The organism is Salegentibacter lacus (assembly GCF_020164555.1).
Taxonomy (GTDB): Bacteria; Bacteroidota; Bacteroidia; order Flavobacteriales; family Flavobacteriaceae; genus Salegentibacter; species Salegentibacter lacus.
Genome location: NZ_JAIQZB010000010.1, coordinates 35,401 through 47,151, shown reverse-complemented (window position 1 = coordinate 47,151; position 11,751 = coordinate 35,401). Strand labels below are relative to the sequence as shown.

Below are 11,751 nucleotides of genomic sequence, written 5' to 3'. Positions count from 1 at the left end.
AATTAATAAAGAAATCAATTAAAAAAGGATATGTCTCATTACGAAGCACCTATACGAAAGCCTTTAGTTACCGGAGATAAAAGCTACCACGATGTGACCGTGGATGTGGCTGCGCCGGTAGAAGGAAGGGCAAATAAATCCTGGTGGATTGTCTTTTCAATTGCACTTGTTGCCTTTCTTTGGGGTGTAGGTTGTATAATTTACACTGTCTCCACAGGTATTGGTGTCTGGGGACTTAATAAAACAGTAGGTTGGGCCTGGGATATTACCAACTTTGTTTGGTGGGTAGGTATTGGTCACGCCGGGACTCTAATTTCGGCTGTACTTTTATTGTTCAGGCAAAAATGGAGGATGGCTATTAACCGCTCTGCAGAGGCGATGACTATTTTCTCTGTAATGCAGGCCGGTTTATTTCCTATAATTCACATGGGTCGTCCGTGGTTGGCTTATTGGGTACTTCCAATTCCAAACCAATTTGGTTCTTTGTGGGTAAATTTTAACTCGCCACTATTATGGGATGTGTTCGCTATTTCAACTTATCTTTCTGTTTCGTTGGTATTCTGGTGGACAGGTTTGCTTCCAGATTTCGCCATGATTCGTGATAGGGCAATTACTCCTTTCAATAAAAAAATCTACGGAATATTAAGTTTTGGATGGAGTGGGCGTGCAAAAGACTGGCAACGTTTTGAAGAAGTTTCATTGGTACTTGCCGGTTTGGCGACTCCTCTTGTACTTTCTGTACACACCATTGTATCTTTTGACTTTGCTACATCGGTTATACCTGGATGGCACACCACGATTTTCCCTCCTTACTTTGTTGCTGGAGCGGTATTCTCTGGGTTTGCAATGGTAAACACCCTTCTTATTATTATGAGAAAGGTGTCTAATCTTGAAGATTATATAACCATACAGCATATAGAATTGATGAACATAGTAATTATGATCACAGGTTCTATTGTTGGGGTAGCTTATATAACCGAGCTTGTTATCGCCTGGTATTCTGGAGTAGAGTACGAACAATATGCATTCCTTAACAGGGCAACAGGGCCTTATGCCTGGGCATATTGGGCAATGATGACCTGTAACGTGTTTTCACCCCAGTTTATGTGGTTTAAGAAATTACGTACGAGTATTATGTTCTCCTTCTTTATTTCTATTGTAGTAAACATCGGGATGTGGTTTGAGCGTTTTGTGATTATTGTTACTTCGCTTCACCGCGATTACCTTCCATCCTCGTGGACTATGTTCTCTCCAACATTTGTAGATATAGGTGTTTTTATAGGGACCATTGGATTCTTCTTTGTATTGTTCCTGCTATACGCTAGGTCTTTCCCTGTAATTGCACAGGCAGAAGTAAAAACAATCCTTAAGTCTTCAGGAGCGAAGTATAAAAAACTAAGAGAAGAACATGGGGATGATGTTAAACATTATACGCCGGTAAACATAGGTGAGCCTAAGAAAAATATCGCTACCAAAGTAGATAAGAAAATCGATGATGAGGATGCTTACAATAAAGACGATAGAGATGGACATAATAAAACTGTAAATGCAGATGCGTTAACTCTTTCTGAAGTTCAAAAGGATGGAATAGACGGAATGCTTGAAAGAACCGGCTCATTTAATCCAGAAAATCAAACGGCAGATGAACTACAGAAACTTAAAGCAGTAGGTCCTTTCCTTGAACAGCGCTTACATCAGTTAGGTCTTTATACCTATGTTCAGATAAGTAAACTTACCGAGGATGATTTTGAATTGCTTGATGAAGTGATAGAGAACTTCCCTAATGCGGCACAACGTGAAGATTGGGTAGCACAGGCAAATGAACTAAAAAATAAGTAATTAAGATGGCATCAAAAGTTATACACGCTATTTACAATGATGACGATCTGCTTTTACAAGCCGTAAAGCAGGTAAGAGAAGCCCGTTATCATATTGGTGAAATTTATACCCCAATGCCTGTTCACGGTTTAGATAAAGCAATGGGATTAGAGCCTACGCGTTTGGCAATCACTTCTTTTCTTTATGGTGTTGTTGGATTTGCAGTTTCGATTGCAATGATGAATTTTATTATGATCGAAGACTGGCCTCAGGATATAGGCGGTAAGCCAAGCTTTAGTTTTATTCAAAATATGCCGGCCTTTGTACCAATTATGTTTGAGCTCACCGTGTTTTTTGCGGCTCACCTTATGGTAATTACTTTTTATATGAGAAGTAGACTATGGCCATTCAAAGAAGCTGAAAATCCTGATGTTAGAACAACCGATGATATGTTCTTAATGGAAGTAGACGCTGCAAATCATAATGTAGATGAATTAACTAAATTCCTTTACGATACCGGTGCCGCTGAAATTAAATTAATAGATAATAAATAGCCAGAATGAGAAATTTGTTCTATAAAGCGATAATATTGTTCCTGGTTGGGGGCGTTGTAATATCTTGTGCAGATAGTGACTCACCTAATTACCAGTACATGCCAGATATGTATGAGCCTATAGGTTATGAAACCTATGGTGAATATGATATTTTTGAAAACGGACAGGAGGCTAAACTTCCTGTAGAGGGTTCTATCCCAAGAGGATGGATGCCTTATGATTACGAAAATACACCTGATGGGTTGGCAAATGCTAAAGCCAATCTTAATAATCTATTGCCATATACAGAAGAAAACCTAAACGAAGGAAAACAACTGTATACTATTTACTGTGCCGTTTGTCACGGAGACAATGGAGATGGTCAGGGAATTCTTGCCGAAAGGGAAAAAATACTAGGAGTTCCTTCTTACGATGATGCCGGGCGTGCTATTACTGAGGGAAGTGTTTACCACGTGATTTATTACGGATTAAACTCTATGGGTTCTTATGCTTCACAAACCAATGAAGAAGAACGTTGGCAAATCACCCATTACGTGATGTATCTTAAAAATCAGCTTGAAGGAGGCGAAGAAATTCCTTATGAAAACCCTTCTATTGCTGAAGCTAACCCAGTAGAAGTTCAAAGAGCTCAGGAAAATGCTGAAGAAGTGCAGGGAGAAGGTGGAGCTATGACTGATGACGAGGAAGAAAACAATAATTAAGAATAAAGCATTTAGATCTATAAATATGTATACGCTATCCAGTAAATTAAAATTAACAGCAATTATTTTTATGATTGTTGGTGCCATTGGGCTCGTAATTGGGTTTTTACAGGCGCCATCAAATTTGGATGATGTTAGGGAAATGATGGCTGCAGAGGAGCATCACGGGGAAACTTCGCATTCAGAGGAAGGTGAAACAACCTTTGCTGAAGCAGAACACAGCCTGTTATTAGATGATGAACCCAGTAGAAACGCAGAAGAAGATCACGGTGCTGAAGCTGGAGCGCATGACACTGAGCATCTTGAACATACATTGCATCAATTACAAAATAAGCCCTGGGCAGCAGTCTATGTGGCGGCATTCTTTTTCTTTATGATCTCTCTGGGGGTTTTAGCGTTCTATGCTTTGCAATATGCTTCACAAGCAGGTTGGTCTCCGGTTTTATTTAGGGTGATGGAAGCTATTTCAGCCTACATTGTCCCGGGTGGTATCATTATGTTTGTACTTTTAGCGCTTTCAGGCCTTCATATGAACCATCTATTTGTTTGGATGGACCCTGAAGTTGTAGCCCACGACGAAATTATTCAGAAGAAAACAGCTTATTTGAATGTACCTTTCTTCTTAATAAGAGCAGCTATATTTTTAGCCGGTTGGTTCTTATTTAGACATTTCTTAGTAAGAAATTCAAGAAGACTTGATGAAGCTACGGATAACTATTACTTTAAAAAGAACTTTAAACTGGCAGCAGGATTTTTAGTATTCTTCCTTATTTCAGAATCTATAATGAGCTGGGACTGGATTATGAGTTTAGATCCACACTGGTTTAGTACTTTATTTGGGTGGTATGTATTCTCTAGTATGTTCGTTTCAGGAATTACTGTTATTGCTTTGGTGAGTATTTATTTAAAATCAAGAGGTTATTTACCATTTGTTAATAATAGTCATATACATGATTTAGCCAAGTTTATGTTCGGTATAAGTATTTTCTGGACTTACTTATGGTTCTCACAATTTATGCTTATTTGGTACTCCAATATTCCTGAGGAAGTAGTTTACTTTATTAGTAGAATTGAGAATTATAGTTTGCCATTCTTTGGTATGGTAGTATTAAACTTTGTATTCCCACTATTGGTATTAATGAATAGTGATTATAAGAGAATAAATTGGTTTGTGGTAATGACAGGTATCGTTATACTTATAGGGCATTATTTAGATGTCTTTACTATGGTGATGCCGGCAACAGTAGGAGAATCATGGTTTATTGGAATTCCTGAGATAAGTGCAGTACTTTTCTTTGGAGGATTGTTTACTTTTGTGGTCTTTAATGCGCTAACTAAAGCTCCGTTACTTGCTAAACGCAACCCATTTATAAAGGAAAGTGAACATTTCCACTATTAATAAAAGATTTGATTGTTTAAAGAAGAACTTATAAAATGACCGTATTTTTAGTAATAATAGTATTAGCCCTTTTGGCCGTTACCGGTTGGCAAATGTCTAAGATTTTTCAGCTGTCTCAAGGTCCTGAGGCCGATAGTTCTGAAATAGCTAACGATAATGATAATAGACAACAAGCCAAGCTAATGCTTTGGTTTATGATCTTTCTCTATGTTGGTATGGCTTATAGCTTTTGGCAATGGAGTAAATTATACCTTCCAGAAGCTGCGTCAGAACATGGTAATCAAGTAGACACCTTAATGTTCATTTCTATCGGACTCATAATGGTAGTGCAGGTAATTACACAAGCATTACTACACTGGTTTGCCTATAAATATCAGGGAAAAAAGGGGAACAGAGCACTTTTCTTTGCCGATAATGATAAACTTGAATTTATCTGGACAATTATTCCGGTAATTACCCTTGCAGGTTTAATTATTTATGGATTATTTACCTGGAGTGATATTATGAATATTAGTGAAGATAACGATCCTATTGTTATTGAACTCTACGCTAAGCAGTTTAGCTGGCAGGCAAGATATGCCGGTGAAGATAATACCCTTGGTGAAGCTAATGTTAGATTCATAGAAGGTATAAACACGGTAGGGCTTAATGTAAATGATCCTTATGCAGATGACGACAAAATTACAACAGAGCTTCACCTTCCTGTAGGAAAGGAAGTATTGTTTAAATTTAGATCACAGGATGTGCTTCACTCTGCTTATTTCCCACACTTTAGGGCGCAAATGAACGTAGTACCTGGTATGGTTACCCAATTTGCTTTTACTCCAGATATTACTACTGAAGAAATGAGAACTTCAGAATATATGGTAGATAAAGTGAGAACCATTAACGAAATTAGAAAAGATAATAGCGAGGCTTTAATGGCTGAAGGAGAAGCACCATTAGATTCCTACGAGTTTGATTACTTCCTGCTTTGTAACAAAATTTGTGGTGACGCGCACTACAATATGCAGATGAAGATTGTTGTTGAAAGCGAGGAAGATTACAATGAATGGTTGAGTGAACAGGATACGTTTGAATCAACTATGGAATCAGTAGAATAATACAGAACTAAAAAGAAGATAATTAAGATATGTCAGCAATAGCAACAGCACCGGCTCAAGATCACCACGACGATCACGGACATCATCATAAACAAACTTTTATTACTAAATATATATTTAGTACAGACCATAAGATGATTGCCAAGCAATATCTTATAACAGGTATTTTAATGGGAATTGTAGGGATTATGATGTCCGTGCTTTTCCGTATGCAGTTAGCCTGGCCAGAAGAATCCTTTATGCTTTTCGAATGGCTACTGGGAGATAAATGGGCTCCAGACGGAGTTATGACGCCGTCTATTTACCTGGCTTTGGTAACCATCCACGGTACCATCATGGTATTCTTTGTATTAACTGCCGGTTTAAGTGGTACGTTTAGTAACCTGCTAATTCCCCTTCAAATTGGAGCTCGGGATATGGCCTCCGGTTTTATGAACATGCTGTCATACTGGTTGTTCTTCATCTCTTGTATGATTATGCTTAGCTCATTGTTTATTGAGTCTGGTCCTGCATCTGCCGGTTGGACGATATATCCTCCGCTTAGTGCCCTGCCTCAGGCTATTGGAGGTTCAGGAATGGGGATGACGCTTTGGTTAATTTCCATGGCAATCTTTATTGCTTCGTCACTTTTAGGATCACTTAACTATATAGTTACCGTTCTTAACCTTAGAACTAAGGGAATGTCTATGATGAGACTTCCACTTACAATATGGGCGTTTTTTGTTACTGCTATTATTGGTGTGGTTTCGTTCCCGGTACTATTATCGGCTGCGCTTCTACTTATTATGGATAGAAGTTTTGGTACTTCTTTCTTCCTAAGTGATATTTATCTGCAAGGAGAAGTATTAAGTCACCAGGGAGGTTCTCCGGTTTTATTTGAACACTTATTCTGGTTCCTTGGTCACCCGGAAGTTTATATTGTAATTCTACCTGCAATGGGTATTGTTTCAGAAGTTTTAGCAACAAATTCACGTAAACCAATCTTTGGTTACCGTGCGATGGTTGCGTCAATTCTGGCAATTGCATTTCTGTCAACAATCGTATGGGGTCACCATATGTTCGTTTCAGGGATGAATCCATTCCTTGGTTCAGTATTTACATTTACAACATTATTAATTGCAATTCCTTCTGCAGTAAAAGCCTTTAACTGGATTACAACGCTCTGGAAAGGTAACCTGCAAATGAACCCTGCGATGCTGTTCTCTATTGGTTTTGTATCAACATTCATTACCGGTGGTTTAACAGGAATTATCCTTGGAGATTCAACATTAGATATTAACGTTCACGATACTTATTTCGTAATTGCTCACTTCCACCTGGTAATGGGTATCTCTGCGATCTACGGACTTTTGGCCGGTGTTTATCACTGGTTCCCGAAAATGTTTGGTAGAATGATGAACAAGAACCTTGGTTATGTTCACTTCTGGATAACAGCAGTTGGTGCTTACGGGGTATTCTTCCCAATGCACTTTATTGGTTTAGCAGGTTTGCCAAGACGTTATTATACAAACACGGCATTCCCATACTTTGATGACCTTGCCGATGTTAACGTGATTATCACCATTTTTGCCCTTATAACGGCTGGTGTACAGGTAGTTTTCCTATATAATTTCTTTAGCTCTATTTTCTCCGGACAAAAAGCTACACAGAACCCTTGGAATGCAACTACCTTAGAATGGACAACTCCGGTAGAACACCTTCACGGAAACTGGCCTGGTGCGATTCCTTCAGTTTATCGTTGGTCTTACGACTATAGTAAGATGAACCTTGAAGGAACCGATTATGTCATTCCTGGTCAGGACTTTGTTCCGCAGAATGTTCCGCTTCAGGATCACGAAGAAGAATTGAATCATTAGAATTGATTAAAAGATATTATAAAAAACCTCTTCAGAAACGGAGAGGTTTTTTGCTTTTAGTATATTTTGAAATGCTTGCTAATTGAATTTATAACTTATGTTCTTTTAAATTTGGCCCACGCTATTTTACTTATCTTTGTTAATCAAGCACGTCTTTAATCTTGTTGATTTATGAATGAAAACCTGGATCCCAGTGGAGAAAATTTCACTCCTGAAGAATTTGATATCGAAAGGGCATTGCGCCCCTTAAGTTTTGATGATTTTGCCGGCCAGGATCAGGTTCTGGATAATCTTAAGGTATTTGTTGAAGCCGCCAATCAACGTGGTGAAGCTTTAGACCATACACTATTTCACGGCCCTCCCGGATTAGGGAAAACTACCCTGGCACATATTCTCGCTAATGAATTGGAAGTAGGTATAAAAGTTACTTCAGGTCCCGTATTGGATAAACCGGGAGATCTCGCCGGTTTACTTACTAATCTCGAAGAAAGGGATATCCTTTTTATCGATGAAATTCATAGGTTAAGTCCTGTTGTTGAAGAATACCTCTATTCGGCAATGGAAGATTATCGTATAGATATTATGATTGAATCTGGGCCAAATGCAAGAACAGTTCAAATCAATTTAAATCCGTTCACACTTATTGGTGCTACAACGCGTTCAGGTTTGTTAACAGCGCCTATGCGGGCACGTTTTGGTATTTCCAGCCGCTTACAGTATTATTCAACAGAATTGCTTTCAGATATTGTACAACGTAGTTCTGAAATTCTTCGTGTTCCAATTAGTATTGATGCTGCTATAGAAATTGCAGGCCGAAGCCGGGGAACTCCGCGAATTGCCAATGCTCTACTGCGCCGGGTTAGAGATTTTGCCCAAATTAAAGGAAATGGTAAAATCGATATGGAAATCGCTAGATACGGACTTAAAGCATTAAATGTAGATGCCCACGGTTTAGATGAAATGGATAATAAGATCCTGGAAACCATTATTGATAAATTTAAAGGTGGCCCGGTAGGATTAACTACCTTATCTACCGCGGTAAGCGAAAGTGCCGAAACCATTGAAGAGGTGTACGAGCCTTTTCTTATTCAGCAAGGGTTCATTTATAGAACTCCAAGAGGAAGGGAAGTTACCGAAGCCGCTTACAAACATTTGGGCAGGGTAAAAGGAGATATTCAGGGCGGACTTTTTTAAACAAAAATTTATGACTGAATCTGGCAAAATACCTGAAGTATCTTTAATAAAATTTCTAAAGCATTCTGCTAATATCTTAAAAAATCCTCTGCCCTTTCATCATGATAATTTTCAGAAGAAAGGAGATACATTTCGGTTAAATATTGGATTTAATAAATCGGTGATATTTTCCAGGGATGCGGGATTGGTGGAATATGTACTTCAAAAGAATCGGAAGAATTTCGTGAAGTCTGAAATCCAAACTAAGGATCTGGTGAAATATGTTGGAAAAGGTTTGCTTACCTCAGAAGGGGAGCACTGGAAAAAACAACGAAAGCTAATTCAGCCGGCATTTCATAAAAAACAACTTGCCAATCTGCTTGATTCCATAAAGCAGGCAATATTACTGGAGTATAAAGAGATCAAAGTAAATGAAGAACTGGATATTTTTCCTATTTATAATGATCTCGCTTTTCAAACCGTGGTAAAATCTTTGTTTAGTAGTGCCGCGAATCAGGATGAGATCAACAGGCTGCAATATATTACGGAAGAGACCCAGAAAATGCTTGTTAAGGAACTGCGGCAGCCCTATCTGGGTTGGTGGTTTAGAGCAAGCGGGAAGATTGATAGCTATCTTAAACTTACTGCCGAAGCCCGGAACATTCTAAGAAAGATAGTTCAGGAAAGAAGGGACTCAAAAGAAAAATATGATGATCTTTTGGATATGTTGCTGGAAGCAAAGTATGATGACGGAAATTTTATGGATGAGGAGCAACTTATTGATGAGATTCTGATCCTTTTTACGGCCGGTCACGAGACTACTTCCAATTCACTAACCTTTACGGCTCAATTGCTGGCGCTAAATCCGCAATGGCAGGAAAAGATCTATGAAGAGATTTATACCTTAAAAGAACAGGAGTTGGACTTAATGAACTATGTAACCCAATGCCAGATTACTCAGCAGGTGATTGAAGAGTCTATGAGATTATATCCGCCGGCATATTTTATAGACCGGGTTAACCTGGAAGAAGATAATTTCGAAGGAAAATATTTCGAACCTGGTTCAAATTTATTGTTCTCCATTTATGAGGTTCATCGTCACCCTGATCTATGGGAAGATCCCGATGCTTTTAAACCGGAACGTTTCGCAGAAGGAGGAAGAAAATTTTCTTCGCAATATTTTCCTTTTGGCGCCGGTCCCAGGAAGTGTATAGGTAATAACTTCGCCATGTTCGAGATGATCATTGCAGTCGCCGAATTGGTAAGCCGGTATAAAATAGTTCCTGGTTTTGATGAGATCGATATTAAGCCACTTATTACACTCAAACCAAAAAATGCTATTCTAAAATTTCAAACAAGATCCTGATTTTATATTCTGTTAAAACCATCTACTTTATTACTGATTACCATAATATTGATCTGGCTTCAGATCAATAAATAATCGATTTCACCTTATTATTACTTAAAGCACTTAAGTTTTCTAAAAAACTATTCTTCCAAAAGATCGCTCAGGTAACATTTTAAAAACCCCTGCAAACCCTTATTGTTTTGTAAATCAGTTAGTTGTAAATTAGGTGATCACATATTTGAAAAAAATTAACCTTAAAACTAAATATGATGAAAGCTAAAATTTTTATTCTAATTGCCTTACTTTTTGGATTCAGCTCGGCTTACTCCCAAATTGATCTGACTAAGGAATACGCGCAAGAAAAGGAGGAAGTGAAGGAAGCTCTTGACGAGATTGAGCAAAGCATAAGAAATAACGAGACAGATAAATTAATCTCGATGCATGCCTACGGACCAAAATTTACCGAATTCCAGGATGGCGGTAAAAGACAGGGTCCTAAAGAAAATGAAGAATTCGAACGAAATTTTCTTGGTAGCATTACTGAAGTTGAAAAGTGGGATTGGGAAGACCTGGAAATCCATATATATGGTGGTGACGTAGCTAATGTGACTTTTCATACCAATTTCAAATTTGAAAGGGGCGAAGAAGCTTATGATTTTAAGATGCAGGGAACTTTACTCTTCATTAAAACCAGTGATGGCTGGAAAATCACCCATGAGCATATGGCTCCACTAGCCGAAAACACACCATAGCCATATTTACCGAATATTTTTCAAAGCAAGGATATAATTTTGTTTCCAGAGCTCTTGGTTTTTAAATCCTTCAAATGTTTTAAAAATCGCATCTTTGTAAAACTATGAAGGATACTCTGAAGGAAGCTTACACAAATTTGATAAAATCCGAAGCCGAACGCCTCGGATTTTTATCTTGTGGTATCTCCAAAGCAGAATTCCTGGAGGAAGAAGCACCGCGTTTAGAAGAATTTCTCAAGAAAAACCATCACGGTGAAATGCGCTGGATGGAGAATAACTTTGATAAGCGACTGGATCCTACAAAATTGGTAGAAGGTTCTAAAAGTGTGATTTCACTCTTGTTAAATTATTATCCAGGCGAAACCCAGAGAGAAGATTCTTATAAAATCAGTAAATATGCTTATGGAAGGGATTATCATTTTGTAATTAAAGATAAGCTGAAACAATTATTGCAGTTTATGCAAGATGAAATTGGAGAAATTAATGGGCGTGCTTTTGTAGATTCGGCACCGGTTATGGATAAAGTCTGGGCAGCAAAAAGCGGACTCGGCTGGATTGGGAAGCACTCCAATTTGCTCTCCAAACAAACAGGTTCTTTCTATTTTATCGCCGAATTAATTGTAGATCTGGATCTGGAATACGATACACCGGTTACAGATCATTGCGGAAGCTGTACCGCTTGTATAGACGCCTGTCCTACTCATGCGATTGTAGATCCTTATAAGGTAGATGGCAGCAAATGCATTTCATATTTCACCATAGAGCTTAAAGACGAATTACCTAATTCTTATAAAAACCAGTTTGAAGACTGGATGTTTGGCTGCGATATTTGCCAGGATGTTTGCCCCTGGAATAGATTTTCAAAACCGCATAATGAACCATTATTTAATCCGCATCCCGAATTATTGGAAAAAGATAAGCAGGGCTGGGAGGAACTTACCAAAGAAACTTTTAATGAAATCTTTAGAAAATCAGCAGTAAAAAGAACCAAATTTGAAGGGTTAAAGAGAAATATTGAGTTTCTGCAGAAATGAGAATCCAATGTTT

At 38.2% G+C, this 11,751-nt stretch carries 10 protein-coding genes; all 10 read left to right on the top strand.

What is annotated here, in order from left to right; all coding sequences use genetic code 11:
- The first annotated feature begins 30 nt into the window (after window positions 1-30).
- The 10 genes from nrfD to queG all read left to right on the top strand — a co-directional run bounded on the left by nrfD (window position 31) and on the right by queG (window position 11,738).
- Entirely contained in the window at window positions 31-1,839 is a 1,809-nt protein-coding gene (nrfD, locus tag LB465_RS09615; protein WP_224469653.1) for an NrfD/PsrC family molybdoenzyme membrane anchor subunit, read from the top strand.
- A 5-nt stretch (window positions 1,840-1,844) separates the two neighbouring features.
- The gene (locus LB465_RS09610) at window positions 1,845-2,372 is read left to right on the top strand and encodes a DUF3341 domain-containing protein (RefSeq protein WP_224469652.1); all 528 of its coding nucleotides are present in this window, start codon (window positions 1,845-1,847) and stop codon (window positions 2,370-2,372) included.
- Between the two features lie 5 nt (window positions 2,373-2,377).
- Window positions 2,378-3,073 carry a c-type cytochrome gene (locus LB465_RS09605; protein ID WP_224469651.1) on the top strand — a complete coding sequence of 232 codons (696 nt, stop codon included), beginning with the start codon at window positions 2,378-2,380 and terminating at the stop codon, window positions 3,071-3,073.
- Between the two features lie 25 nt (window positions 3,074-3,098).
- On the top strand, window positions 3,099-4,472 hold the full coding sequence (locus LB465_RS09600) for a quinol:cytochrome C oxidoreductase (protein WP_224469650.1): 1,374 nt from the start codon (window positions 3,099-3,101) through the stop codon (window positions 4,470-4,472).
- 35 nt (window positions 4,473-4,507) lie between these two features.
- On the top strand, window positions 4,508-5,575 hold the full coding sequence (locus tag LB465_RS09595; protein WP_224469649.1) for a cytochrome c oxidase subunit II: 1,068 nt from the start codon (window positions 4,508-4,510) through the stop codon (window positions 5,573-5,575).
- A 29-nt stretch (window positions 5,576-5,604) separates the two neighbouring features.
- A complete protein-coding gene (locus tag LB465_RS09590) occupies window positions 5,605-7,431 on the top strand; it encodes a cytochrome c oxidase subunit I (RefSeq protein ID WP_224469648.1) in 1,827 nt (608 codons plus the stop codon).
- Window positions 7,432-7,602: 171 nt separating this feature from the next.
- On the top strand, window positions 7,603-8,625 hold the full coding sequence (gene ruvB / locus LB465_RS09585) for a Holliday junction branch migration DNA helicase RuvB (protein WP_224469647.1): 1,023 nt from the start codon (window positions 7,603-7,605) through the stop codon (window positions 8,623-8,625).
- Between the two features lie 10 nt (window positions 8,626-8,635).
- A complete protein-coding gene (locus LB465_RS09580) occupies window positions 8,636-9,970 on the top strand; it encodes a cytochrome P450 (RefSeq protein ID WP_224469646.1) in 1,335 nt (444 codons plus the stop codon).
- Between the two features lie 248 nt (window positions 9,971-10,218).
- Window positions 10,219-10,704 carry a nuclear transport factor 2 family protein gene (locus tag LB465_RS09575; RefSeq protein ID WP_224469645.1) on the top strand — a complete coding sequence of 162 codons (486 nt, stop codon included), beginning with the start codon at window positions 10,219-10,221 and terminating at the stop codon, window positions 10,702-10,704.
- A gap of 104 nt (window positions 10,705-10,808) precedes the next feature.
- Entirely contained in the window at window positions 10,809-11,738 is a 930-nt protein-coding gene (gene queG, locus LB465_RS09570) for a tRNA epoxyqueuosine(34) reductase QueG (protein WP_224469644.1), read from the top strand.
- The last annotated feature ends 13 nt before the right edge of the window (window positions 11,739-11,751 follow it).